24 protein-coding genes are annotated in these 25,182 nt (G+C 68.4%); 22 read left to right on the forward strand and 2 right to left on the reverse strand.

Annotated features, from left to right (window positions below):
• The first annotated feature begins 77 nt into the window (after positions 1 to 77).
• The 11 genes from pdxS (at position 78) to ASC59_RS02840 (ending at position 10,973) form a co-directional block, all read left to right on the forward strand.
• The gene (gene pdxS / locus ASC59_RS02790; RefSeq protein WP_055822726.1) at positions 78 to 980 is read left to right on the forward strand and encodes a pyridoxal 5'-phosphate synthase lyase subunit PdxS; all 903 of its coding nucleotides are present in this window, start codon (positions 78 to 80) and stop codon (positions 978 to 980) included.
• Positions 981 to 1,036: 56 nt separating this feature from the next.
• Positions 1,037 to 1,567 (forward strand): pyridoxal 5'-phosphate synthase glutaminase subunit PdxT, encoded by a 531-nt coding sequence (pdxT, locus tag ASC59_RS02795; protein ID WP_235492686.1) that lies wholly within the window; start codon positions 1,037 to 1,039, stop codon positions 1,565 to 1,567.
• Between the two features lie 38 nt (positions 1,568 to 1,605).
• The gene (locus ASC59_RS02800; RefSeq protein WP_055818145.1) at positions 1,606 to 2,142 is read left to right on the forward strand and encodes a DUF1697 domain-containing protein; all 537 of its coding nucleotides are present in this window, start codon (positions 1,606 to 1,608) and stop codon (positions 2,140 to 2,142) included.
• A 125-nt stretch (positions 2,143 to 2,267) separates the two neighbouring features.
• Entirely contained in the window at positions 2,268 to 3,029 is a 762-nt protein-coding gene (locus tag ASC59_RS02805; protein ID WP_055818147.1) for a YebC/PmpR family DNA-binding transcriptional regulator, read from the forward strand.
• 6 nt (positions 3,030 to 3,035) lie between these two features.
• Complete coding sequence (gene ruvC, locus ASC59_RS02810; RefSeq protein WP_055818149.1) at positions 3,036 to 3,617, forward strand: crossover junction endodeoxyribonuclease RuvC; 582 nt, start codon at positions 3,036 to 3,038, stop codon at positions 3,615 to 3,617.
• A complete protein-coding gene (gene ruvA / locus ASC59_RS02815) occupies positions 3,614 to 4,228 on the forward strand; it encodes a Holliday junction branch migration protein RuvA (protein ID WP_055818150.1) in 615 nt (204 codons plus the stop codon). The genes ruvC and ruvA overlap by 4 nt, the downstream gene beginning before the upstream one ends.
• Complete coding sequence (ruvB, locus tag ASC59_RS02820; RefSeq protein WP_055818152.1) at positions 4,225 to 5,274, forward strand: Holliday junction branch migration DNA helicase RuvB; 1,050 nt, start codon at positions 4,225 to 4,227, stop codon at positions 5,272 to 5,274. Before ruvA ends, ruvB begins: the two co-directional genes overlap by 4 nt.
• Positions 5,275 to 5,347: 73 nt before the next feature.
• Positions 5,348 to 5,764, forward strand: a complete 417-nt coding sequence (gene yajC / locus ASC59_RS02825; protein ID WP_235492555.1) for a preprotein translocase subunit YajC — start codon at positions 5,348 to 5,350, stop codon at positions 5,762 to 5,764.
• Between the two features lie 70 nt (positions 5,765 to 5,834).
• Entirely contained in the window at positions 5,835 to 7,616 is a 1,782-nt protein-coding gene (secD, locus tag ASC59_RS02830) for a protein translocase subunit SecD (RefSeq protein ID WP_055818154.1), read from the forward strand.
• Positions 7,616 to 8,638: a protein translocase subunit SecF gene (gene secF / locus ASC59_RS02835; RefSeq protein ID WP_055818156.1), complete on the forward strand. Its 1,023-nt coding sequence runs from the start codon at positions 7,616 to 7,618 to the stop codon at positions 8,636 to 8,638. The genes secD and secF overlap by 1 nt, the downstream gene beginning before the upstream one ends.
• A gap of 82 nt (positions 8,639 to 8,720) precedes the next feature.
• A complete protein-coding gene (locus ASC59_RS02840; protein WP_055818157.1) occupies positions 8,721 to 10,973 on the forward strand; it encodes a RelA/SpoT family protein in 2,253 nt (750 codons plus the stop codon).
• A gap of 621 nt (positions 10,974 to 11,594) precedes the next feature.
• Here the strand turns inward: ASC59_RS02840 and ASC59_RS02845 are convergent.
• The gene (locus ASC59_RS02845) at positions 11,595 to 12,827 is read right to left on the reverse strand and encodes a DUF349 domain-containing protein (protein WP_442915072.1); all 1,233 of its coding nucleotides are present in this window, start codon (positions 12,825 to 12,827) and stop codon (positions 11,595 to 11,597) included.
• A gap of 154 nt (positions 12,828 to 12,981) precedes the next feature.
• The gene (locus tag ASC59_RS02850; RefSeq protein ID WP_055818159.1) at positions 12,982 to 13,785 is read right to left on the reverse strand and encodes a peptidylprolyl isomerase; all 804 of its coding nucleotides are present in this window, start codon (positions 13,783 to 13,785) and stop codon (positions 12,982 to 12,984) included.
• Between the two features lie 106 nt (positions 13,786 to 13,891).
• Here ASC59_RS02850 and ASC59_RS02855 point away from each other — a divergent pair, with 106 nt between their 5' ends.
• The 11 genes from ASC59_RS02855 to aroB all read left to right on the forward strand — a co-directional run bounded on the left by ASC59_RS02855 (position 13,892) and on the right by aroB (position 25,172).
• Positions 13,892 to 15,250, forward strand: a complete 1,359-nt coding sequence (locus ASC59_RS02855; RefSeq protein ID WP_082513356.1) for a replication-associated recombination protein A — start codon at positions 13,892 to 13,894, stop codon at positions 15,248 to 15,250.
• Between the two features lie 223 nt (positions 15,251 to 15,473).
• The gene (gene rpsD / locus ASC59_RS02860) at positions 15,474 to 16,103 is read left to right on the forward strand and encodes a 30S ribosomal protein S4 (protein WP_055818161.1); all 630 of its coding nucleotides are present in this window, start codon (positions 15,474 to 15,476) and stop codon (positions 16,101 to 16,103) included.
• Positions 16,104 to 16,196: 93 nt separating this feature from the next.
• A complete protein-coding gene (locus tag ASC59_RS02865; protein ID WP_055822735.1) occupies positions 16,197 to 16,571 on the forward strand; it encodes a DUF948 domain-containing protein in 375 nt (124 codons plus the stop codon).
• A gap of 48 nt (positions 16,572 to 16,619) precedes the next feature.
• Complete coding sequence (locus ASC59_RS02870) at positions 16,620 to 16,811, forward strand: hypothetical protein (protein ID WP_055818163.1); 192 nt, start codon at positions 16,620 to 16,622, stop codon at positions 16,809 to 16,811.
• Between the two features lie 80 nt (positions 16,812 to 16,891).
• Positions 16,892 to 19,555, forward strand: a complete 2,664-nt coding sequence (alaS, locus tag ASC59_RS02875) for an alanine--tRNA ligase (RefSeq protein WP_055818165.1) — start codon at positions 16,892 to 16,894, stop codon at positions 19,553 to 19,555.
• 5 nt (positions 19,556 to 19,560) lie between these two features.
• The gene (ruvX, locus tag ASC59_RS02880) at positions 19,561 to 20,034 is read left to right on the forward strand and encodes a Holliday junction resolvase RuvX (RefSeq protein ID WP_055818167.1); all 474 of its coding nucleotides are present in this window, start codon (positions 19,561 to 19,563) and stop codon (positions 20,032 to 20,034) included.
• 4 nt (positions 20,035 to 20,038) lie between these two features.
• Complete coding sequence (gene mltG / locus ASC59_RS02885) at positions 20,039 to 21,460, forward strand: endolytic transglycosylase MltG (RefSeq protein WP_235492556.1); 1,422 nt, start codon at positions 20,039 to 20,041, stop codon at positions 21,458 to 21,460.
• The gene (locus ASC59_RS02890; protein WP_055818169.1) at positions 21,453 to 22,334 is read left to right on the forward strand and encodes a shikimate dehydrogenase family protein; all 882 of its coding nucleotides are present in this window, start codon (positions 21,453 to 21,455) and stop codon (positions 22,332 to 22,334) included. The genes mltG and ASC59_RS02890 overlap by 8 nt, the downstream gene beginning before the upstream one ends.
• A gap of 64 nt (positions 22,335 to 22,398) precedes the next feature.
• Positions 22,399 to 23,592 carry a chorismate synthase gene (gene aroC, locus ASC59_RS02895; protein ID WP_055818171.1) on the forward strand — a complete coding sequence of 398 codons (1,194 nt, stop codon included), beginning with the start codon at positions 22,399 to 22,401 and terminating at the stop codon, positions 23,590 to 23,592.
• Positions 23,589 to 24,098, forward strand: coding sequence for a shikimate kinase (locus ASC59_RS02900; protein ID WP_055818173.1), 510 nt, complete (start codon positions 23,589 to 23,591; stop codon positions 24,096 to 24,098). The genes aroC and ASC59_RS02900 overlap by 4 nt, the downstream gene beginning before the upstream one ends.
• Positions 24,099 to 25,172, forward strand: a complete 1,074-nt coding sequence (aroB, locus tag ASC59_RS02905) for a 3-dehydroquinate synthase (protein WP_055818175.1) — start codon at positions 24,099 to 24,101, stop codon at positions 25,170 to 25,172.
• The last annotated feature ends 10 nt before the right edge of the window (positions 25,173 to 25,182 follow it).

Raw genomic sequence — 25,182 nt, forward strand, 5'->3', positions numbered from 1 at the left:
CTCCGATTCTCCCACCGAGTCGTCGGGAGACGGTCGCGGTCTCGGCGACCCTCCCGGGACGAATACACTTGGCGTTCATGACCGATAGCACTTCCTCCCAGCAGTTCGGTTCGAGCCGCGTCAAGCGCGGACTCGCCGAGATGCTGAAGGGCGGCGTCATCATGGACGTCGTCACCCCCGAGCAGGCCCGTATCGCCGAGGATGCCGGCGCCGTCGCCGTCATGGCTCTCGAGCGCGTTCCCGCCGACATCCGTTCGCAGGGTGGTGTCGCCCGCATGAGCGATCCCGACCTGATCGAGGCGATCATCGCCGAGGTCTCCATCCCCGTCATGGCCAAGGCCCGTATCGGCCACTTCGTCGAGGCGCAGGTTCTCCAGGCGCTCGACGTCGACTACATCGACGAGTCCGAGGTGCTGAGCCCCGCCGACTACGTCAACCACATCGACAAGTGGGGCTTCAACGTTCCGTTCGTCTGCGGTGCGACCAACCTGGGCGAGGCTCTCCGTCGTATCAACGAGGGTGCAGCCATGATCCGCTCCAAGGGCGAGGCCGGCACCGGCGACGTCTCCGAGGCGACCAAGCACATCCGCAAGATCAAGAGCGAGATCGCAGCTCTGTCGTCGATGTCGAAGGACGAGCTCTACGTCGCGGCCAAGGAGCTCCAGGCTCCGTACGACCTCGTCGTCGAGATCGCCGAGACCGGAAAGCTCCCCGTCGTGCTGTTCACCGCCGGCGGCGTCGCGACTCCGGCCGACGCGGCCATGATGATGCAGCTCGGCGCCGACGGCGTCTTCGTCGGATCCGGCATCTTCAAGTCGGGCAACCCGGCCCAGCGGGCGGCTGCCGTGGTCAAGGCCACCACCTTCTACGACGACCCCGCGGTCATCGCCGACGTCTCCCGCGGCCTCGGCGAGGCCATGGTCGGCATCAACGTCTCCGACCTCGCCGCTCCGCACCGCCTCGCCGAGCGCGGGTGGTAGCACCTCGCATCGGCGTGCTCGCCCTGCAGGGCGACTTCCGTGAGCACGCCCAGGTCATGCGCACCCTCGGGGCCGACGTCACTCTCGTGCGTCGCCCCGAGGAGCTCGCCGCCGTCGACGGCCTGGTCATCCCCGGTGGGGAGTCCAGTGTGATGGACAAGCTCGCACGCACCTTCGGGCTCGCGGAGCCCTTGCGCGACGCCGTCGGCGGTGGACTCCCCGTCTACGGCACCTGCGCCGGGCTCATCATGCTGGCGGACACCGTGCTCGACGGCATCCGGGGTCAGGAGAGCATCGGCGGACTCGACGTGTCGGTGCGCCGGAATGCCTTCGGATCGCAGACGCACTCCTTCGAGACCGACCTCGACGTGCCCGTGCTCGGCGGCGAGCCGATGCACGCCGTCTTCATCCGCGCGCCCATCGTGGAGTCCGTCGGAGAGTCCGCCACCCCTCTCGCCACCCTGGCCGACGGGCGATGCGTCGCCGTCGAGCAGGGCAATCTGCTCGGGACCTCGTTCCACCCCGAGGTGACGGGCGACTACCGCATCCACGAGTACTTCCTCGGCAAGGTGCGCGCCGCCGCCTGATCGAGCGCGCTGTCGGCGGAGTGGGGGAGGATGAGCCCATGGTCGAGAAGAGGTACGTGGCGCTGCTCCGCGGCGTCAATGTCAACGGGGTGAAGATCCTGTCCGTCGACCTCGCCGAGCTGTTCTCCGCCCTCGGCTTCGGCTCCGTGAAGACGGTGCTCGCCAGCGGCAACGTGCGATTCGACGCGACGGATGTCGCCGATCCGGCAGTGCTGAAGGCGACGATCGAGAAGGCACTGCGCGAGCGCTTCGGCTACGACGCCTGGATCGTGCTGGTGGGCCTCGACGATCTCCAGTCCATCGTCGACGCCTTCCCGTTCGACGCCGAGCGCAGCGGGTGGCATCCGTACGTGCTGTTCGGCTCCGACGACGCCGTGCTCGCCGAACTCCTCGGCCTCGGCGCCGCTCTCGATCCGTCCGACGATGTGATCGCGGCGGGGGAGCACGTCATCTACTGGCACAACCGCCGTGATGTCGGCGTGGACAGCCCGTTCTCGAAGATCGCAGGCAAGGCCAGGTATCGCTCGACCACCACGAACCGCAACCTGCGCACCCTGCTGAAGCTGCTCGCCTGATCTGCTCGCCTGATCCGCTCGCGTTCCGCTCGAGCGTTCGCCTCGACGGGCGGCGCTCCACGGGACCCGGCCCCTGTCGGCACGGCTGCATGGCGGGCCGACCGGCGATGGGTAGAATCGAAGGCATGTCAGGGCATTCCAAGTGGGCAACGACCAAGCACAAGAAGGCGATCATCGACTCGCGTCGCGCCAAGTCGTTCGCCAAGTTGATCAAGAACATCGAGGTCGCCGCCAAGATGGGCGGTGCCGATCTGGCGGGTAACCCCACCCTCGTCGACGCCATCCAGAAGGCGAAGAAGACGTCGGTCCCGATCGACAACATCAACCGCGCGGTCAAGCGCGGCGCAGGCCTCACCGGTGAGGCCGTCGACTACACGACGATCATGTACGAGGGCTACGGTCCGAACGGCGTCGCGATGCTCATCGAGTGCCTCACGGACAACAAGAACCGCGCCGCGGCCGACGTGCGCACGGCCGTCAGCCGCAACGGCGGCACGATGGGCGACCCGGGCAGCGTCGCGTACAACTTCCACCGCAAGGGCCTCATCGTCGTCTCGCACGCCGACGGCCTGACCGAGGACGATGTCCTGATGGCGGTGCTCGAGGCCGGCGCCGAAGAGGTCACCGACGAGGGCGAGACCTTCGAGATCCTCACCGACCCGTCGCAGCTCGTCGCGACCCGTACCGCCCTCCAGGAGGCCGGGATCGACTACGACTCCGCCGACGTGGCCTTCGTGCCGAGCCTCAAGATCGAGGTCGACGCCGAGACTGCCCGCAAGGTGTTCCGTCTCATCGACGCCCTCGAGGACTCGGACGACGTGCAGAACATCTACACGAACCTCGACCTGAGCGCCGAGGCGCAGGCCGAACTCGAAGCAGACGAGTAGCCCGCCGTGCGGGTGCTCGGCGTCGACCCCGGCCTGACCCGGTGCGGCGTCGGCGTCATCGACGTGGCGCCGGACCGGACGGCGAAGCTCGTCGACGTCGTGGTCATCCGCTCGTCGCCCGAGCTGCCGATCGAACAGCGGCTGGCCCATGTCGCTGCCGGGCTCGAGGCGATCCTCGACGAGCACCGGCCCCAAACCGTCGCGCTGGAGCGGGTCTTCGCCCGCAGCGACGTGTCGACGATCATGGGCACCGCCCAGATCTCGGGCGTCGCGATGTACCTGGCGGCCAAACGAGCCCTGCCGGTCTCGCTGCACACGCCGAGTGAGGTGAAGGCGGCGATCACGGGCTACGGCCGCGCCGACAAGGCGCAGGTGGGAGCGATGGTCGCCCGGATCCTCGGCCTCGAGTCCGTTCCGAAGCCCGCGGATGCCGCCGACGCCCTGGCGCTCGCGCTCTGCCATGCCTGGCGTTCCGGAACGCCGGGAGCGCCGGCGGGCGGAGGGGCGCTCACCCCCGCGCAGGAAGCGTGGCGCGCCGCGGAGCGCAGCGCCTCGGCGTCGGCGGGCGCCCGTAGGCTGAGTCGGTGATCTCCTCCCTTCGCGGCACAGTCCTCTCGGCCCTGGGCGGCACAGTCGTCCTCGAGGTCGGCGGCGTCGGCTTCTCGGTCCTCACCACGCCGGCTGCTGCCCTGTCCGTGCGCATCGGCGACGAGGCGCGTCTGCTCACGACGCTGGTGGTGCGCGAGGACTCGCTCACCCTGTTCGGGTTCCCGACGGCCGAGGAGCTCAGTGTCTTCGAGGTGCTCATGGGTGTGACCGGCGTCGGCCCGAAGTCAGCCCTCGGCGTGCTCGCCGCCCTCTCGCCCGATCAGATCGCCCGTGCCGTGGCCACGGAGGATGACGCGGCCTTCCGCAAGGTCAGCGGAATCGGGCCCAAGACCGCGAAGCTCATCGTGCTCTCCCTCACGGGCAAGCTCCTCGTGGCTCCCGGGGCGGCTCCGGCCCCCGCATCCGTCCCGGCGTCGAGCACGGGCGAGAGCGTCGTCGCCGCCCTCGTCGGCCTCGGTTGGTCGGAGCGCGTCGCGGCGACGGCCGTCGAGGAGATCATGGGTGAGACTCCCGACATCAGCGTTCCCGTCGCCCTGCGCCAGGCGCTGTCGCGTCTCGGTCCGGCCACCCAGAGCGGGAGCCGGGCATGACCGATCTCGATCTCACGAACCCCGAGCTCGAGAGCGAGTCCGAACTCGCCTTCGAGGGTGCGCTGCGACCACGATCCCTCGGCGAGTTCGTCGGACAGACCAAGGTGCGCGGCCAGCTGCAGCTCCTCCTCACCGCCGCGACCATGCAGCAGCGCACGCCTGACCACATCCTTCTCGCCGGCCCGCCCGGGCTCGGCAAGACGACCCTCGCCATGATCGTCGCCCACGAGGCCGGGAGGCCGCTGCGCATGTCGAGCGGCCCGGCCATCCAGCATGCCGGAGACCTGGCTGCCGTGTTGAGTTCGCTCGTTCCGGGGGAGGTGCTCTTCATCGACGAGATCCACCGCATGGCACGTTCGGCGGAGGAGATGCTCTACCTCGCCATGGAGGACTTCCGCATCGACATCATGGTGGGCAAGGGTGCAGGGGCGACATCCGTTCCCCTCGATCTCGCGCCGTTCACCCTCGTCGGTGCAACCACACGATCGGGGCTGTTGCCGAATCCGCTGCGCGACCGCTTCGGCTTCACGGCGCACCTGGAGTTCTACGCGGACTCCGAACTGGAGCAGGTGCTGGAACGCGCCGCCAGGCTGCTCGAACTCCGCATCGACCGTGATGCCATCGCCGAGATCGCGGGCCGGTGCCGCGGCACGCCGCGTATCGCCAACCGGCTGCTGCGCCGCGTACGCGACTACACGCTCGTGCACGGGCGTCCGACCGACGGCTCGGAGATGGCGCGAGCCGATGTCGCCTCGGTTCGGGCCGCCCTCGATCTCTACGAGGTCGACTCGCTCGGCCTCGACCGCCTCGACCGGCAGGTCATGACGACGATGCTCGAGCGCTTCGGCGGGGGACCTGTCGGGCTCAACACCCTCGCCGTGTCTGTGGGAGAAGAGGCCGAGACCATCGAGGCCGTCGTCGAGCCGTTCCTGGTGCGCATAGGTCTCATCACCCGCACACCCCGAGGCCGCATGGCGACCCCGGAGGGATGGCGTCACTTCGGGCTCAGGCAGCCGGGAGTGGGCCTCACGCTCGATGACCTATAATTCCACTTGGCCCATGTTGTATCCCGCGCCAGACGGGCGTGGTTGAGGGGCCCATTCCGGAAGGCTTTCCCCGTTGGATCCGATCACACTCATCATGCTCGCCGTGCTGGCGCTGCTCATCTTCTTCATGTTCCGCAACAGCCGCAAGCGCTCGAAGGACCAGGCCAACCTGCAGTCCACGATCGTTCCCGGTGCCAAGGTCATGACCAACTTCGGCGTCTTCGGCACCATCCTCTCCATCGATGAGGAGGAGAACGAGGTGCTCCTGGAGACCACTCCCGGCACCGTCCTGACCGTTCACCGCCAGACCGTTGCGCGCGTCGTCACGCCTGCCGCCGGCACGGAGTCGACGGCCGTCGACGCCCCGCACGACGAGCTCTCCACCGAGCCCGAGTTCGGTGAGCGCATCGACGAATCGGCCAACAGCGACACCACGGTCGTCGGAGACATCGACGTCGACGGGCAAGACCCCAAGAAGTCGAACGACTGACACCCTCCCTCCCCTTCGCACCCGCGCCGATGGCGGCGCGAGCGCGCGCGTAGAAAGCTGAGTTCCCTCGGTGGCAAAGTCGACACCCGTCAAGAAGGCGTGGCGTTCCCTCTCGTGGCTCGGAGCGATCGTCATCGCCCTCGTCGCGATCAACACCGCGGCCGTTCTGTGGGGCGGAGGGTCATGGACCCCCAAGCTCGCGCTCGACCTCGAGGGCGGAACGCAGATCATCCTCGCGCCCAAGCTCGAGACGGGTCAGACTGTCACCGATGAGCAGCTCACCCAGGCCGTCTCGATCATCCGCCAGCGCGTCGACGCCTCAGGTGTCAGCGAGGCCGAGATCAGCACGCAGGGTGGAAGCAACATCGTCGTCGCCATTCCGGGTGAGCTCGATGAGGAGACCAAGAACCGCATCCAGTCGTCGGCGAAGCTCGAGCTGCGTCCGGTGCTTCTCGCCGGCGCCCCGTCGGACTCCTCGGTCGGCGGTGACGCCAGTGCGTCGCCGACGCCGTCACCGACGGAATCCTTGCGGGCCACCCCCACGGTGAGCCCGACGAACGGTTCCGACACGAACTGGATCACCCCGGCGCTCCAGGCCGAGTACGACGCGTTCGACTGCTCCTCGGATGAGGCGGCCACGACGAACGCGGCACCGGCCGACGTTCCCCTCGTCACCTGCGACACCACCGGGACCGTCAAGTACCTGCTCGGCCCCGTCGAGGTCGACGGTGCGGACATCAAGGACGCCACCAACGGCCAGGAGACCAACCAGCAGGGCGCGTCCACCGGCCGCTGGGTCGTCAACCTCACGTTCAACGAGCAGGGCACCAAGGACTTCGGCGAGGTCAGCCAGCGCCTCTACGGCCTGACCGCCACACCGCCGCTCAACCAGTTCGCCTTCGTGATCGACGGCCAGGTCCTCTCGGCTCCGAGCATGAACGGCGTCATCACCGATGGCAAGCCGTCGATCTCGGGCAGCTTCGACCAGGAGTCCTCGAAGGCACTCGCCGATCAGCTGAAGTTCGGCGCGCTGCCGATCAGCTTCACCGTGCAGTCGTCCGAGACCATCACGGCGACCCTCGGCTCCTCTCAGCTGCTGAGCGGCCTCATCGCCGGCCTCATCGGCCTGCTGCTGGTCTTCGGATACTCGCTGTTCCAGTACCGCCTGCTCGGCACCGTCACGATCGTCTCGCTGCTCGTCGCCGGTGTCATCACCTACCTGACGCTCTGCATCCTGTCGTGGTACCAGGGCTACCGCCTCTCGCTCGCCGGCGTCGCCGGTGTGATCGTCGCGATCGGCTTCACGGCCGACTCGTTCATCGTGTACTTCGAGCGCGTACGCGACGAGTTGCGTGACGGCCGCGTGCTGGGCTCCGCCGTCGAAGCGGGCTGGAAGAGGGCACTGCGCACCATCTACGCATCGAAGGCGACCAACTTGCTCGCGGCGATCGTGCTCTTCGTCATCGCCGTCGGCAGCGTCAAGGGCTTCGCCGTGACGCTGGGTATCACGACGGTCATCGACGTCATCATCGTGGTGCTGTTCACCCACCCCATGCTGCAGCTGCTCGCGCAGACCCGGTTCTTCTCGAGCGGACATCCGCTGTCCGGCCTCGACCCGACGGCCCTCGGGGCCGTCTACCGCGGTCGCGCCGAGTTCCGCACCAGCACGCAGCTGACCGCGGCCAAGGCGGCCAGCAGCTCGCGTGAGGCTGCCAAGCGCCAGACCATCGCAGAGCGCAAGGCCGCAGAGGCCGCGGCGCTCGACGCGTCCGGCGGATCCACGACCGCCAAGTCGCCCGTAACCACCCCGTCGGGCTCCGGCGATATCTCGAAGAACGGGAAGGAGTCCTGATGGCCAGCCGTCTGACAACGTTCGGCAACGACCTCTACACGGGCAAGCGCTCCTTCGACTTCGTCGCGAAGCGCAAGCTCTGGTTCATCATCGTCGGCGCCCTGGTGCTGATCTCGATCCTCATCCCGGTCCTGCGCGGAGGCTTCAACCTCGGCATCGAGTTCCGCGGCGGTTCCCAGTTCCAGATCACCGGTGTCAGCGACGCCGAGACCCAGCCGGCGACGGATGCCGTCGCATCCGTCGTTCCCGATGCCGTGGCTCACGTCACGATCGTGGGCGGCGGCAGCGGCGTGCGCGTGCAGACCGACCAGCTCACGACTGCCGAGACGAAGGACGTCGCTACGGCCCTCGAGGACGCCTACGACGTCACGGAGGCCGACGTCTCGTCGTCGTTCATCGGACCCGTCTGGGGAGCCGACATCACGCGGCAGACCATCCAGGGCCTGATCGTCTTCCTGCTGCTCGCAGCCGTGGGCATGGCGCTCTACTTCCGAACGTGGAAGATGTCGCTCGCCGCCATCATCGCGCTGCTCGCCGACCTCGTCATCACGTCGGGCATCTATGCGGCGTCCGGATTCGAGGTCACGCCGGCGGCGATCATCGGCCTGCTCACGATCCTCGCGTACTCGCTCTACGACACCGTCGTGGTCTTCGACAAGATCCGCGAGAACACGCAGGAGGACGTGGTCGAGACCAAACGCACGTTCGCCGAGTCCGTGAACCTCGCGGTGAACCAGACCCTCGTGCGCTCGATCAACACCAGCGTCATCGCCGCCCTTCCTGTCGCGTCGATCCTCTTCATCGGAGCCTTCGCGCTCGGTGCGGACACCCTGCGCGACATCTCGCTCGCGCTGCTGATAGGTATCCTGGTCGGCACCTGGTCGACGGTCTTCCTCGCCGCCCCGCTCTACTCGCTGCTGCGCGAGGGCGAGAAGAGCGTGTCGAAGCACGACGCCAAGGTGCGGTCCATCCGCGAGCGGGCAGCGGCCGATGCCGCCCCCGCCGAGGAGCTCACGGTTTGACGCTTCCCGCGAACACCGGGGCCCTGGTCACATCAGGGTCCCGGCATCGCGGATAATTGAACATCGGACAGGAGACGACGCCATGACGGATACGAACACGTCATCCACGGCGTCGCTGCGCCGTCTTGTGCCGCGCATCTTCTCGAAGGCCCAGCCCGTCGGGGCCGTGGACACTCTCATGCGCACCGTTCGGATGCATCATCCGAAGGCCGACCTCTCGATCATCGAGCGCGCCTACACCGTCGCCGAGAAGGCCCACACGGGCCAGAAGCGCCGCAGCGGCGAGCCGTACATCACGCACCCCGTCGCCGTCGCGCAGATCCTCGCCGACCTCGGCATCGGCGCCAAGACCGTGGCGGCTGCCCTGCTGCACGACACCGTCGAGGACACCGAGTACACCCTCGACCAGGTGCGGGCGGACTTCGGCGACGAGATCGCGATGCTCGTCGACGGCGTCACCAAGCTCGACAAGGTCAAGTACGGCGACTCCACCCAGGCCGAGACCGTCCGCAAGATGATCGTGGCGATGTCGAAGGACATCCGCGTGCTCATCATCAAGCTGGCCGACCGGCTGCACAACGCCCGCACCTGGGGATTCGTGCCGGCCGAGTCCGCGACCCGCAAGGCGACCGAGACCCTCGAGATCTATGCGCCGCTCGCCCACAGGCTCGGAATCCAGGCGATCAAGTGGGAGCTGGAGGACCTGTCCTTCGCCGTGCTGTACCCGAAGATCTACGCCGAGATCGAGTCGCTCGTGCGCCAGCGCACGCCCGAGCGTGAGCAGTTCGTGCAGAACGTCATCGACGCCGTGAACGGCGACCTCAAGGCTGGCAAGATCCGCGGCAACGTCGTCGGGCGTCCGAAGCAGTACTACTCGATCTACCAGAAGATGGTGGTCCGAGGCCGCGAATTCGACGAGATTTACGACCTCGTGGGCATCAGGGTGCTGGTGAACTCGGTGCGCGACTGCTACGCCGTGCTCGGGTCCATCCACGCCCGGTGGACGCCGCTGCCCGGACGCTTCAAGGACTACATCGCCACCCCGAAGTTCAACCTGTACCAGTCGCTGCACACGACGGTGCTCGGGCCGGCCGGCCGGCCGGTGGAGATCCAGATCCGCACGCACGAGATGCACCAGCGTGCCGAGTTCGGTGTCGCCGCCCACTGGAAGTACAAGGAACAGGTCAACGGCAAGTCGAACGGGCCCGGCCCGCAGAGCGAGAACGACATGGCGTGGCTCGCGCACATCTCGGACTGGCAGGCCGAGACGAGCGACCCCGGCGAGTTCCTCGATTCGCTGCGCTACGAGATCGGTGCGAAGGAGGTCTACGTCTTCACGCCGAAGGGCCGGGTGATCGGCCTGCCCGCGGATGCGACCCCTGTCGACTTCGCCTACGCCGTGCACACCGAGGTCGGCCACCGCACCATGGGGGCGAAGGTCAACGGCCGGCTCGTTCCCCTCGAGTCCACGCTGTCCAGCGGCGACGTCGTCGAGGTCTTCACCTCGAAGAATCCCGACTCCGGGCCCAGCCAGGACTGGCTGAACTTCGTCAAGAGCGCGCGGGCACGCAACAAGATCCGTCAGTGGTTCACCAAGGAGCGCCGCGACGAGGCCATCGAGCAGGGCCGCGATGCCATCGCCAGGGCGATGCGCAAGCAGAACCTCCCCCTGCAGAAGCTGATGAGCCAGGACTCCTTCGCCGAGGTGGCCGCCCAGCTCAAGTACGTGGACGTGTCTGCTCTCTACGCTGCCGTCGGCGAGGGACACGTCTCGACCCAGTCTGTGCTCGAGAAGGTCGTCGCGAGCGTGCAGGCCGACACCGAGGTGGAGACCAACGACTTCTCGCTGCCCGCGAAGGGTCGCACGCAGATGCTGCGCGACAGCGACTCCGGCGTGCTGGTGCGCGGCGCACCCGACATCCTGGTCAAGCTGGCCCGGTGCTGCACACCGGTGCCCGGCGACCCCATCGTGGGCTTCATCACCCGCGGCCAGGGAGTGTCGGTGCACCAGGCCGACTGCCACAACGTCGCCGGCCTCATGAAGGAGCCGGAGCGCATGATCGAGGTGGAGTGGGCTCCGACCTCGAAGAGCCTGTTCCTCGTCCAGATCCAGATCGAGGCGCTCGACCGCGCCGGTCTGCTCTCCGACGTCACCCGAGTGCTCTCGGAGCACCACGTGAACATCCTCTCGGCGAACGTCTCGACCTCACGCGACAGACTGGCGCTCAGCCGCTTCGTCTTCGAGATGGGCGACACGACGCATCTCGACAGGGTGTTGAACGCCGTGCGCCGCATCGAGGGCGTCTACGACGTCTACCGCGTCAGCGACGGCTGACGCTGCACTCTCCAGCCGGGAGCGGGCACGTCGCATGTGCGATCGTGCCCCGGAGCCGACGACGCGGGCGAGAACGTCCTGAAGGGGCGTGCGCGTGCACTCGGCCAGCGCGCCGAGGTGGCCGATCGCTGCCTCGTCGTCGAGCGCTCCGTCGCGCGCGATGTCGAGCATGGTCCGCGCCGGCGAGGTGACGAGAGCCGAGCCGACGACCGCGATCTCGCCGACATCGATGACGACCTCTCGCAGCGCGAAACGCGTCGTCGTCTGGCGATGGCGGTAACGGATGTCGATGCAGAACTGCAGCCGAGGCGGGGGAGTCGCCACGGCACCCCAGACCCACGCGGCCGTGAGCCCGTCGGCGATGAAGCGGGCAGGAGCCTGTCGGGCGATCACCTCGGCGCGCACCGAGCGCAGCTCGGGCAGATCGACCGGCGCGAAGCATCCGCCGATGGGGTAGAGCTCGCCGGTCAGCCTGGCGGCGTGGAGTTCGGCGAGGGGGAGGTCGGCAGGAGAGAGAACGTCGGGAAGTCGCGGCATCCGACCAGCATGGAGGCCCGGGTGGGACGCAGACGGCCCCGACGCGATTCTGTGCGCCGGGGCCGTCGGAGTGCGGGCTGTGGACTACTGGCCGATGGCCTTGAGCCAGGCCTTGCGGGTCTCCAGCGCCTCGGTGGCCTCGGCGATGGCCTTCGCGTCCTTCGAGGCCGTCGCCTTCTCGAGGTCGGCCTCCAGCTTGGCGATGGCGTCGTTCAGTTGTCCGGCGAGGCCCTCGGTGCGGGCCTTGGTCTCGGGGTTGTTGCGCTTCCAGTGGTCGTCGTCGAGCTTGCGCACGGCGGCCTCCACCTTGCGCAGGCGCTCCTCGACCACCTTGACCTGGTCGCGCGGCACCTTGCCGATCTCGTCCCAGCGGCGCTGGATGGAGGTGAGGGCGGTGCGTGCCTTCGTGCGGTCGGTCTCGGTGAGGATCGGCTCCGCCTCCTCCAACAGTGCGAGCTTCAGCGTGAGATTGCCCGAGTACTCCTCGTTCTCCTGGGCGTCGACCTCGGCCTTGGCGCCGTAGAGCACGTCGCCGGCTGCCTTGAAGCGCGCCCACAGGGCGTCGTCCTGCTTCTTCCCGGCCCGACCGGCGGTCTTCCAGTCCTCGAGGAGGTTGCGGTAGGTCGGGATGCCGTCGGCACCCTTGGGCGCGAGCGCCTCGGCCTGCTCGATGAGAGCCTGCTTGCGGCTGCGCACGTCGCGGTGAGCCGAGTCGAGGTCGGCGAAGAAGGCCTTGCGGTGCTGCTCGATGATGGTGCGAGCCGCCCGGAACCGCTTCCAGAGCTCGTTCGCGGTGCCCTTCGGGATGCGCGGACCCTCCTGCTGGTGGGTCTGCCAACGGGCGAAGAGGGCGTCGAGCTCGGCCGTGGCCTGCTTCCACTGCGTCTTGGCAGGGTCGGCCGCTGCGAGGGCTTCAGCGGCCTCGACGATGGCGGTGCGCTCGACGACGGCGGCTTCGGACGCAGCCTTCTCCTCGGCGCTCTGGGCCTCGGTCAGCTCGGAGACCGTACCTCCGAGGGCGTCGAGACGGCGCGTGAGCGAGGCCAGGTCGCCGACGGCGTTGGCCGTCGAGATGGTCGAGCTCAGAGAGGCGACGGCCTTCGAGATGTCGACGGCCGGGCCGCCGCGCTTGGCGCGCTGCTCGAGCAGGGTGACCTGTCCGGCGAGGTCGGTGTACTTGCGCTCGAAGTAGCCGAGGGCCTCTTCAGGTGTTCCGTCGGGGAACTGACCCACTTCGCGTTCGCCGTCGGCTTCGCGCACGAAGACCGTGCCCGTCTCGTCGACGCGACCCCAGGGGTGCTCTTTCTCAGTTACCACGAGTTCCACCTTGTTCATGATGCGCAGGCGACGGGCTGGTCCCGCGGATGCCGCGCGTTCGATCGGCCGAAAGACATTCGGCCACAGCGGCATAAGCCTATTCCACGCCCCGGGCCACGGGTATCGGATGCGGCGGGTTCACCGCCCTCGCTCGCTACTGGACGGACAGATCGGACATCGTCACGGGAACCGCCGGCTTGCCGTCGCCGCCACCGCCCTCGACGCCCTTCGAGGTGATCTGGGAGATCAGCTCGTCGAGTCCTCCGGTGACGGTGCCGATGACCGAGTAACCGCCTGCGGCATCCGCCGGGATCGTGGTGTCGCCGTAGACGATGAAGAACTGGCTGCCCATGCTGTAGGCGTTGCCGCCCTGGCGCGCCATGGCGATGGTTCCGGCCGGGTACACGCCATCGGCCGGTGCGTTCTCGATCGGTCCGTAGCTGTAGCCCGGGCCTCCTGCACCGGTGCCCTCCGGGTCACCGCACTGCAGGACCTCGAAGCCATCGCCCGTGGTCAGCCGGTGGCAGGTCACGCCGTCGTAGAAGCCGTTCTGGATCAGGCTGACCGTCGATGCGACGGCCTGCGGTGCCGCTGCGCCGTCGAGGGTGAAGTCGAGGGCGACGTCGTTGAGCTTCATCGAGCCGGTCCAACTGCGGTCCTCTGCGACCGACACCGGCGGCACATCGCCGGAGTTCTCGCCCGCCGCTGCGGTCGCGGTCGGGGTGGGGGTGGCGCTGGCCGACGGCTCGGGAGATGGCGTGCCTGGACCGCCGTTGAAGTAGGCGAGCTGGGCGCCGATGGCGATGACCGCGACGGCGACGACGACGATGCTCGCGATGATGTTGTCGCGGCGTCGCCGGCTGACCTTGTGCTGGTGAACCTTCTGCCGGGCCTGGTAGGCACGAAGGCGCTGACGGGCCTCGCGGGTCTCACGGTCCGGACGGTTGTTCGATGCCACGGTGCTCCTCGAGATAGGCGAACTCCGCTGAACTCTACGGGAGCCGCCCATCAGTCGAAAAACCGACGTGCCGACCAGTGTCATCAGGGCCGATTACGCTGAGGGGATGACGGATGCCGGCCTCGGGTTGCGCGGCGGCGCGACGCCGCTCGCTGTGCGCATGCGACCCCGGAGCATCGAGGAGGTGGCCGGACAACGTCACCTGCTCACACCCGGTTCGCCGCTCGTCGCACTCGCGAGTGACAAGACGGGGGAGCGCGGCAGCGTCTCGATCATCCTCTGGGGTCCTCCGGGAACGGGCAAGACGACCCTGGCCCAAGCCATCGCGCACAGCTCCGGCCGGCGGTTCGTCGAGCTGTCAGCGGTCTCCGCCGGCGTGCGCGACGTGCGCCAGGTCATGGACGAGGCGATGTCGACTCGCGACCTCTACGGCATCGCCACGGTGCTGTTCCTCGATGAGATCCACAGGTTCACCAAGGCCCAGCAGGACGCCCTCCTTCCCGGCGTCGAGAACGGCTGGGTCATCCTCGTGGCCGCGACGACCGAGAATCCGTCGTTCTCGGTCATCTCTCCTCTGCTGTCCCGCTCGCTCCTGCTCACCCTCGAGACGCTGAGCGATGAGGACCTCGGCGTGCTCGTCGACCGCGCCGTGTCTGACCCGCGCGGTCTCGACGGCAGGTTCACCCTCGACGACGAGGCGCGCTCGTCCATCATCAGGCTGGCATCCGGGGACGCCCGGCGGGCGCTGACGGCCCTCGAGGCGGCGTCGGTCTCGGCCGGATCCGCTCCGTCGGGCCCGTCCGGTGCGGCGAAGAAGACGGCGAGGAAGCCCGTGATCACGGCTGAGCTGGTGGCGCTGGCCGTCGACAGGGCGCTGCTGCGGTACGACCGGAACGGCGACGAGCACTACGACGTGATCAGCGCATTCATCAAGTCGGTGCGCGGGTCCGACGTCGACGCCGCCCTGCACTACCTCGCCCGCATGATCGAGGCCGGGGAGGATCCGCGGTTCATCGCGCGCCGCATCATCGTGTCGGCGTCGGAGGACATCGGAATGGCCGATCCGCAGGCGCTGGTCGTGGCGATCGCCGCCGCGGACGCGGTGCAGTACATCGGCATGCCCGAGGGTCGTATCCCGCTCGCGCAGGCGGTCGTGCACCTGGCGACGGCGCCGAAGTCGAACGCGGCGTACAACGGCATCAACGCCGCCATCGCCGATGTGAAGGCGGGAAAGATCGGTCGGGTGCCGAAGCCGCTCCGCGATGCCCACTACGCCGGAGCCAAGCGGCTGGGCCACGGCAAGGGCTACAAGTATCCTCACGATGACGCCATCGGGGTCGTCGAGCAGCAGTACCTGCCGAACGAGCTGAAGGGCACGCGCTACTACGTGCCGACGGAGCACGGGAACGAGCGCGAGGTCGGCGCGCGACTGGCCAAGCTGCTGCGGATCATCCGAGGCAAGTAGAAGCGATCACGACCTCCGTCCGACGCTCAGCGTCATGCAGTCGCTGTGCTAAGCTTTCGGAGGCCAAAGGCCCGGATTTCCAAGCGCGGCTGCGAGGAACCCGGAGCCCGAGGGAACACGACCTGTAGCCGGTCTTCTCCCGCAGCCGATCCCTCTGACTTCACCGAGCACTCCCGTGCGTTCGGTAACGACTGTTTGAGATCTTCTTCATCGAAAGGAAACCGTGTCTACCAAGTCACGTACCCGTAGCAAGACGCGCCTGTCGCGTGCGCTCGGAATCGCACTCACCCCCAAGGCTGCCAAGTACCTCGAGAAGCGTCCCTACGCTCCGGGCGAGCACGGCCGCACCAAGCGCAAGGCCGACTCGGACTACGCGGTCCGTCTGCGCGAGAAGCAGCGTCTTCGCGCCCAGTACAACATCCGCGAGGCACAGCTCAAGATCGCCTTCCAGGAGGCCCGCAAGGCCCAGGGCCTGACCGGTGAGAACCTGGTCGAGCTCCTCGAGATGCGTCTGGACGCCCTCGTGCTCCGTGCCGGCTTCGCCCGCACCAGCGCTCAGGCCCGTCAGATGGTCGTGCACCGTCACATCCTCGTCGACGGCAAGATCGTGGACCGCCCCTCCTTCCGCGTGAAGCCGGGTCAGCTCATCCACGTCAAGGCCCGCTCCGAAGGCACCGAGCCCTTCCAGGTCGCAGCAGCCGGCGGTCACGTCGACGTGCTCCCGAAGGTGCCCGCGTACCTCGAGGTCGAGCTCGACAAGCTGCAGGCCACGCTGGTCCGCCGCCCGAAGCGCGCCGAGGTCCCCGTGACCTGTGAAGTGCAGCTCGTCGTGGAGTACTACGCAGCTCGCTGATCATCAGTACGCTGGAGGGCGGATCATCTTCGGATGGTCCGCCCTTCGTCGTTCAGGCTCTGGACGCATGCCGGTTCGGGAATGGAGAGCACCGTGTCAGCTGGAGACATCGTCGGACTGGTGGCGACAGGACTGTTCGCCGTCCTGGTCGTTCTCATCGGCATCCTCCTCATCAAGTTCGGCGGCGTGCTCGACGCCATCCGCGACGCCATCGTCGACGCGAACTCCAGCCTCACCCCGCTGGTCGGCGAGGTCACCGAGACCGTCCGCTCGACGAACACGCAGCTGGTCAGGGTCGACACCATCACGAAGGACGTCGCCGATGTGACGGGCAACGTCTCGGCACTCGTCGCCCTGTTCGCCGCGACTGTCGGCGGACCCCTGATCAAGCTCGCCGGTTTCTCGGCGGCCGTCGTGGCCGCCTTCCGCTTCGCCCGCGGGGCCGAGCGCTCCACGGGGAAGCGCTGACGAAGTACTGTTGACAAGCACCACGAGAGCACGAGGAGCGGTTCGAATATGAAGAATGTGTTGTGGCTGATCGTAGGCATCGCGGCCGGATTCGCCGTCGCCCACCAGGTCAACAAGACCCAGGAGGGGAAGCAGTTCTTCTCGACCATCGACGCCAGGGCCCGCGAGTTCGGCGAGGCCGTGAGCGAGGGCTACCGCCGTCGTGAGGCCGAGCTGCGCGAAGCCATCGACGCCGACTGATCTCGCGCGCAGCATCCGGTCGGCTTCGACCACTGTCCATCTGATCGCGCCCGCGGGCGCTCCCACCGAGTACGGAACCCATGCAGACTGCAGACATCCGCCGGCGCTGGCTCGAGTTCTTCGCTGAGCGCGGCCACACCGTCGTGCCATCAGCGTCGCTCGTCAGCGACGACCCCACCCTCATGTTCACGGTCGCGGGCATGGTGCCCTTCGTTCCGTACCTCACCGGGGTCGTGCCTTCGCCGTATCCGCGGGCCACCAGCGTGCAGAAGTGCATCCGCACGAGCGACATCGAGGAGGTCGGCCGCACGCCGCGTCACGGCACCTTCTTCCAGATGAACGGCAACTTCTCGTTCGGCGACTACTTCAAGGAAGGCGCCATCACGTACGCGTGGGAGCTGCTGACCTCCTCCGAGGCCGATGGCGGGTACGGCTTCGATCCGAAGGACCTGTGGGTCACCGTCTACAAGGACGACGACGAGGCCATCTCGATCTGGAAGCGGGTCGCCGGCCTGCCCGACGAGCGCATCCAGCGTCTGGACAAGGACACCAACTACTGGTCGACCGGTGTGCCCGGACCGGCTGGACCCTGCTCGGAGATCTTCTTCGATCGCGGCCCCGCCTACGGCATCGACGGCGGACCGGCGACGGACGACGACAGGTACGTAGAGATCTGGAACCTCGTCTTCATGCAGTACCTCATCGACGACGTGCGCTCGAAGTACGATTTCCGCATCGTCGGCGAGCTGCCGAAGAAGAACATCGACACCGGTATGGGCCTGGAGCGCGTCGCCTTCATCAAGCAGGGCGTCGACAACATGTACGAGATCGACCAGGTGCGCCCGGTTCTCGATCGCGCAGCGGCGCTCTCGGGTCGTCGCTACGGCGCCGACCACGAGGACGACGTGCGGATGCGGGTCATCGCCGACCACGTGCGCTCGTCGCTCATGCTCATGAGCGACGGCGTCGCTCCGTCGAACGAGGGCCGGGGCTACATCCTGCGCCGCCTCATGCGCCGCACGGTGCGGGCGATGCGCCTGCTCGGAGTCGACACAGCGACATTCGGCGAGCTGTTCCCGGCGTCGCGCGACGCCATGAAGGCCGCCTATCCCGAGGTCGAGACCGACTTCTCGCGCATCGCCCAGCTCGCGAACGCCGAGGAGGAGACCTTCCTCCGCACGCTCACCGCCGGAACCAGCATCCTCGACCTGGCTGTTGCGAAGACGAAGACCGAGAAGGCAGCAGCCCTTCCCGGCGACACGGCGTTCCTGCTGCACGACACCTACGGCTTCCCCATCGAGCTCACCCTCGAGATGGCCGACGAGGCCGGACTCTCCGTCGACCGCACGGCCTTCGACGAGCTCATGCTCGCGCAGCGCACCAGGGCGAAGGCCGATGCGCGCTCGAAGAAGTCAGTGCTCGCCGACCTCACCGTCTACAGCCCGTTCCGCGCGCTGGGTGAGACCGTGTTCACCGGCTACACCGAACTGCAGACGCAGTCGCGCGTGCTCGGCATCATCGTCGACGGCGAATCGGTGACGAAGGCGACGGAGGGGCAGACCGCAGAGGTCATCCTCGCCGAGACGTCGCTCTACGCCGAATCCGGCGGGCAGGCGGCGGATGCCGGACTCATCGTCGGCGCAGGCTTCGAACTCGAGGTGCTCGACGTGCAGAAGCCCGTGAAGGGCCTCATCAGCCACACGGTGCGCGTCAGCGTCGGAGAGGTGGGGGTCGACGCCGTCGCCACGAGCGTCGTCGACGACGACTACCGCCGCGGCGCCCGCCAGGCTCACTCTGGAACCCACATCATCCATGCGGCGCTGCGTCAGGTGCTCGGCCCCACGGCGCATCAGTCGGGCTCGTTCAACAAGGCCGGCTACCTGCGCCTCGACTTCGGCTGGAACAAGGCGCTGTCTGCTGAAACCCGCAGCGAGATCGAGGAGATCTCGAACAACGCGATCCGCGACAACCTCGAGGTGACCACCCGCGAGATGAGCGTCGACGAGGCCAAGGCCCTCGGTGCGATGGCCCTGTTCGGCGAGAAGTACGGCGACACCGTGCGCATGGTCGACATCGGCGGGCCGTGGTCGCGCGAGCTCTGCGCCGGCACCCACGTCTCGACGAGTTCCGAGATCGGCATGATCAACCTCGTGAGCGAGTCGAGCGTCGGGTCGACGAACCGTCGCGTCGAATCCCTCGTCGGTCTCGAGGCCTTCAAGGACCTGGCGGCCGAGCGGGCCATCGTCTCGGAGCTCACCACCAACCTGAAGACTCCGCGCGAGAAGATCCCCGAGCGCATCGCCGAGCTGCTCGCCAACCTCAAGGCCGCTGAGAAGAAGATCGCGGCATTCGAGGCGCGCGCCCTCAGCGACAGGGTTCCGGCCCTGGTGCAGAACGCCACCACCATCGGCGACGTGACCCTGGTCGCAGAGCACGTCGGGAATCTCGCCTCGAGCGACGACCTGCGTGCGCTCGTGACAGCGGCTCGCGAGCGGCTGGGCAGCGCGGCATCCGTCGTCGCCCTGACCGCCGTGGTGAACGAGAAGCCTGCGGTCATCGTGGCGACGAACCCCGCAGCCCGGGACGCCGGCCTCGGAGCCGGCGCCATCGTGCGCGCCATGGCGGGTGCTCTCGGCGGTCGCGGAGGCGGCAAGGACGACCTCGCCCAGGGCGGCGGAACCGACGTCTCGGCCGTTCCGGCTGCGCTCGACGCCGCCCGCGACGCCGTCCGGGCCATCAGGTAGCGTCGGTGCGCACAGGAGTCCGGCTCGGCGTCGATGTGGGGAAGGTGCGCATCGGCGTCGCCCGCTCCGACCTGCACGGCATGCTGGCGACCCCCGTCGAGACTGTCCAACGCGACACGGTGGGCGGGGGAGCCGACATCGCCCGGCTCGTGGCGCTCCGCGAGGAGCTCGACGCCTTCGAGGTGATCGTGGGGCTGCCTCTGGCGATGTCCGGCGGCCACACGGCATCGACCGCCGACGCTCTCGGCTTCGCCCGAGCCCTGCAGGCAGCTGTCGACGTGCCCGTGCGCATGGTCGACGAGAGGCTCAGCACGGTCTCGGCGCAGTCGGCCCTGCGATCGTCGGGTCGCGGCTCACGGACCCAGCGTCCGGTGATCGACCAGGTCGCCGCCGTTATCATTGTGCAACATGCGCTCGACAGCGAGCGCGGCACCGGTCAGCCTCCCGGCACCGTCGTCACCTCCGTCGAAGGATCCTGAAGACTTGTCGAATGACACCCCCGTCTCCCCGGACGGAGATCGTGGCCCGCGCGATGACGCGCGGGACCCAGCGGCCCCCAGCGACGGCGGCCTGAACTGGGAAGACCTCCTCGCCGGACGCACACCGGCAGGCGGCAACCCCGTCGCGCCGGATCCCGTGGCGCAGGACCCGGCCGTGCAGCCCCTGCCCCAGCCTCGATCACGGCGGGAGGCCAGGGAGGCGGCGGAATCCGCTGCTGCACCGGAGTCGCCGCAGACTCCGCCCGTGCAGACCACGGGACCCGTCGCCCTGCAGCCAGCCGGCACCTCGCGATCGCAGCGACGCTCGCAACGCACCGACGTCTATCCGGAGCGGGAGAAGAGCGGCCGCGGCCGTGGTGCCGCCATCGGCTGCCTCGTGATCGTGCTCGTGCTCGTCGGAGCCGCTGTGGGCGGCTGGTTCGCCCTGCAGGGTCCCATCCAGGCCTTCATCGCATCGACCCAACCGCCGGCCGACTACTCGGGCGATGGAACCGGCGAGGTCAACTTCGTCATCAAGGACGGCGACATCGGGTCCGACATCGCCCAGAACCTGCACTCGGAGGGGATCACGGCGTCGTTCGGCTCCTTCTACGATCTCCTGCTCAAGCAGAGTCCGGCGCCGGTCTTCCAGCCCGGTGCCTACGCGATGCACGAGAAGATGAGCGCCGCGTCCGCCCTCTCGGCGCTGGAGGATCCGGCCAACAGGCTCGAGAACACCGTCGTCGTCCCCGAGGGAACCGCAGCCGTCGACATCTACTCGCTGATCAGCGAGGGCACCGATCTTCCTCTCGAGGACGTCGAGGCGGCGGCCAAAGACGTCGCGTCATTCGGCCTGCCGGCCGAGGCGAAGACGCTTGAGGGCTTCCTCTTCCCGGCCACCTACACCTTCGATCCCGGCGTGACCGCGCCCGAGGTGCTGACGACCATGGTCGACCGCTCGTTCCAGGCTCTGGATGAGGCCGGGGTGGCACCAGACAAGCGCTGGGACACCATCCGCCTCGCCTCGCTGGTGCAGAAGGAGGCCGGCCTGCGCGACGACTACTACAAGGTCTCCAGGGTCTTCCTCAACAGGCTCGATCAGGACTGGAAGCTGCAGTCGGACGCCACCGTCGCCTACGGCACGGGCAACACCCACGTGGTCACGACCACTGACGCCGAGCGCGCGGACGAGGGCAACCTCTACAACACCTACGTCCACGACGGGCTGCCGGTCGGACCCATCTCGAACCCGGGCGATCTCGCCATCGATGCTGCGCTGCATCCGGCCGATGGACCCTGGATGTTCTTCGTGACCTGGAACCTCGACACCGGGGAGACCATCTTCTCGGAGACGGCGGAGCAGCACGATACCGCCGTCGCGAAGTGGCTGGCGTGGATGGACGAGCACCCGGAGTACGGTGGCTGACGCGGCGGCGCCGGTCGGCGACAGGCTCGCCGTGCTCGGTTCGCCGATCGCCCACTCGAAGTCGCCGGCACTGCATGCCGCCGCGTACGCGGCTCTCGGCCTGGACTGGACGTACGAGCGCCACGAGGTCGACGAGCGCGGCTTCGACGAGTTGCTCGACGCTCGGGTGCTGAGGCGATTCGGTGGCCCGTCGGAGGGTGAGGCCGCGCCGTGGCGGGGCTTCTCCCTCACGATGCCGCTCAAGACGCGGGCCTTCGCCCGGGCCGACGAGCTCGACCTCGTCGCCGAGCAGACCGGTGCAGTCAACACGCTGGTGTTCGGCGCCGATGGACGAACCACCGGGTTCAACACCGATGTCGCAGGTCTGGTGGCGGCGATCGTCGAGGCCGGCGTGCAGTCTGCTCGGCACGTCGTCATCCTCGGAGCCGGAGCCACCGCGGCATCCGCCATCGTCGCCGCAGCCGATCTGGGCGCTGAGCACGTCCACCTCGCCGTCCGGAATCCGGAACGCGGGCACGAACTCGACGGACTCAGCGCCTCCCTCGGCCTCACCCACTCCGTGAGCACCTTCGGCGAGCTCGAGGGAGTCGGAGGCGAGCTCGTCATCTCGACGTTGCCGGGTGGAACGGTTCTCGACTCCGGGTTGCCGCTGGCCCTTCAGCGCGACGCCCTGCTGTTCGACGTGGCATACGACCCCTGGCCGAGCGCACTGGCGATGAGCTGGCTGAAGCGCGGCGGGCGAGTGGCCTCCGGGCTCGGGATGCTGCTCCACCAGGCACTCGTGCAGGTGCGCATCTTCGTGTCGGGCGACCCGCTCATCCCGCTGCAGGACGAGGAAGCCGTGCTCGCCGCCATGCGGGCAGCGATCTCCTGACCCGGCGTCTCGGGGGCGACGTCACACGGTCTGGCGCCGAGTCGCCCTGTGGAAGGATGGATCCATGCTTCGTTGGTTGACTGCGGGTGAGTCTCACGGCCCCGAACTCATCGCCATGCTGGAAGGTCTTCCCGCGGGTGTTCCCGTCTCGCTCGACACCGTGCGGGCCGACCTCGCGCGCCGCAAGCTCGGCTACGGTCGCGGCGCCCGCATGAAGTTCGAACAGGACGAGCTGACGATCTCGGGCGGCATCCGTCACGGGCTCTCTCTCGGCAGCCCCATCGCGCTGCGCATCGGCAACACGGAGTGGCCGAAGTGGTCCGAGGTGATGAGCCCCGAGCCGATCGACGCCGCTTCTCTCGGTCGCGGCCGTGGGGCCCCGCTCACCCGTCCGCGGCCGGGGCACGCCGACCTCGTCGGCATGCAGAAATACGGCTTCGACGAGGCCCGCCCCGTGCTCGAGCGCGCCAGCGCCAGGGAGACGGCGGCCCGGGTCGCCCTCGGAGCCGTCGCCCGCTCCTTCCTCGCCGAACTCGGCATCACCCTCGTCGCGCACACGATCGCGATCGGCCCCGTGCGGGTTCCCGAGGGCACGGCCCTGCCGCATCCGACGGACGTCGATGCTCTGGATGCCGACCCTCTGCGCTGCTTCGACGCCACCACCAGCGCGCTCATGGTCGCCGAGGTGGACGCCGCCCACAAGGACGGCGACACCCTCGGCGGTGTCGTCGAGGTGCTCGCCTACGGTGTTCCGCCCGGTCTGGGCTCCTACGTGCACTGGGACCGCCGTCTCGACTCCCAGCTCGCCGCCGCGCTCATGGGCATCCAGGCCATCAAGGGCGTCGAGGTGGGCGACGGATTCCTGACCACCACCCGTCGAGGCTCTGAGGCCCACGACGAACTCGTCATGAGCGACGGCGCCATCGACCGCGAGAGCGACAGGGCCGGCGGAACCGAGGGCGGCATGTCGACGGGAACGGTGCTGCGCGTGCGAGCCGGCATGAAGCCGATCGCCACCGTGCCGCATGCCCTCCGCACGGTCGACGTGGCGTCGGGCGAGGCCGCTGCCGCGCACCACCAGCGCTCGGACGTGTGCGCGGTTCCGGCCGCCGGCGTCGTCGCCGAGGCGATGGTAGCGCTCGTGCTGGCCAACTCCGTGCTGGAGAAGTTCGGCGGCGACTCGCTGCCCGAGACCAGGCGCAACCTCGAGTCCTACCTCGCCGCGATGCCGGCGAACCTGACGACCTCGCGGCGATGACGCTCGCGTCGCGCCTGCCCGTCGTCTTCATCGGACCCATGGGCTCCGGCAAGTCGAGGATCGGGCGCAAGGTGGCCGCAGCCCTCGGCGTGCCGTTCATCGACACCGACAGTGTCGTCGTCGCCGGCCACGGTGCCATCAGCGACATCTTCGCTCGCGATGGCGAACCCCGCTTCCGCGAGCTGGAGCGCCAGGCCGTCGCGGACTCGCTCGGGGAGTCCGCCGTCATCTCGCTCGGCGGGGGAGCGGTGCTCGACCCCGGCACGCAGGAGGACCTCCGCGGCGCGACCGTGGTGCTGCTCACTGTGACGAGCGCGGCCGTGGCCAAGCGCATCCAGGGCGGGAAGCGCCCCCTCGTCGCCGACGACGGCATCGTCGCGTGGGAGCGCATCCTCGAGGAGCGCCGTCCGATCTACGAGGATCTGGCCGACGTGACCTTCGACACCTCGACGGGCTCGCTCACCGAGCTCGCCGACGACATCGTGACCTGGCTGAAAGAGGGATAAGTGACCGACACCGTCATCTCAGTGACCGGAGCAGACCCCTACGACATCGTCGTGGGAACAGGGGTGCTCTCAGGGCTCGCCGACCGTCTGGGCCAGAACGTGCGCAAGGTGCTCATCGTGCACGCCCCCACGCTGGGCGCGAAGGCCAACGAGCTGCGCGAGAGCCTGCACGACCGCTTCGAGGTGCTGCTCGCCGAGGTGCCGGACGCCGAGACGGCGAAGCGGGTGGAGGTCGCGGCATTCTGCTGGCAGGTCATGGGCCAGTCCGACTTCACCAGGTCGGATGCCGTCATCGGGTTCGGCGGCGGCGCCGTCACCGATCTGGCAGGCTTCGTGGCCGCCACCTGGCTGCGGGGAGTGAAGCTCATCCAGGTGCCCACCTCCGTCGCAGGAATGGTCGACGCTGCCATCGGCGGCAAGACGGGCATCAACACGGCAGAGGGCAAGAACCTCGTGGGCGCCTTCTATGCGCCGGCTGCGGTGTTCTGCGACCTCGACACCCTCGACACCCTGCCGAAGAACGAGATCCTCGCCGGGTTCGCCGAGATCGTGAAGGCCGGCTTCATCGACTCGCCCGAGATCCTCGACATCATCGAGGCCGATGTCGACGCGGTCACCGATCCGTCGACCCCGCAGTTCCGCCGCGTCGTCGAACTCGCCATCGCCATGAAGGCCCGCGTCGTGAGCGAGGACTTCACCGAGCAGGGACTTCGCGAGATCCTCAACTACGGGCACACCCTCGGCCACGCCATCGAGCACGCCGAGCGCTACCAGTGGCGCCACGGCGCCGCCGTCTCGATCGGCATGGTGTTCGCCGCGGAGCTCGGTCGCCTCACGGGCTCGCTGTCCGATGCCGTCGTCGACAGGCACCGCAGCATCCTGGACTCCCTGAGCCTGCCCATCAGCTACCCCGTCGGCCGCTGGAGCACCCTGCTCGCGACCATGCAGCGCGACAAGAAGGCGCGAGCCGGAATGCTGCGCTTCATCGTGCTCGACGACCTCGCCAGGCCGAGCGTGCTCACCGCCCCCGAGACCTCCCTGCTCTTCGCGGCCTACCAGGAGATCGGCAGCTAGGCTCAGACCT

Source organism: Leifsonia sp. Root1293 (assembly GCF_001425325.1).
In the GTDB taxonomy this organism is placed as follows: Bacteria; Actinomycetota; Actinomycetes; order Actinomycetales; family Microbacteriaceae; genus Orlajensenia.